Origin of the sequence: Alkalihalophilus lindianensis (genome assembly GCF_032843265.1) — a bacterium.
In the GTDB taxonomy this organism is placed as follows: domain Bacteria; phylum Bacillota; class Bacilli; order Bacillales; family Bacillaceae_D; genus Alkalihalophilus; species Alkalihalophilus lindianensis.
Genome location: NZ_JAWJBA010000177.1, coordinates 1 through 295, shown reverse-complemented (window position 1 = coordinate 295; position 295 = coordinate 1). Strand labels below are relative to the sequence as shown.

Here is a 295-nt window from a genome sequence, read left to right as displayed (position 1 = left end):
CCCGTTCGAGGTCGCCGGTTTTGTTGGCGCCGGCTTGTTCGCTGGTTGGGCTTTCCCAGGTACTTTCAGCTTTTGTCCGGCACGGATGAAGTCTGATTTAAGGTTATTCAGCGACTTCAGGTTATTGACGGTTGTGTGATACTGCGCGGCAATTTTGCCGAGGGTGTCACCGCTTTTGATAAGATAGTCAGCTGTTGCCTGCGGTGCCGGTTTATGAGTGGCCGCGTTCCCGCCCGAGGCCGCCGGTTTTGTTGGCGCCGGCTTGTTCGCTGGTTGGGCTTTCCCAGGTACTTTC

1 protein-coding gene is annotated in these 295 nt (G+C 56.3%); it reads right to left on the bottom strand.

Annotated features, from left to right (window positions below; all coding sequences use genetic code 11):
• On the bottom strand, positions 1–295 hold a 295-nt coding region (locus RYX56_RS21820; protein ID WP_317124047.1), incomplete at both ends, for a LysM peptidoglycan-binding domain-containing protein.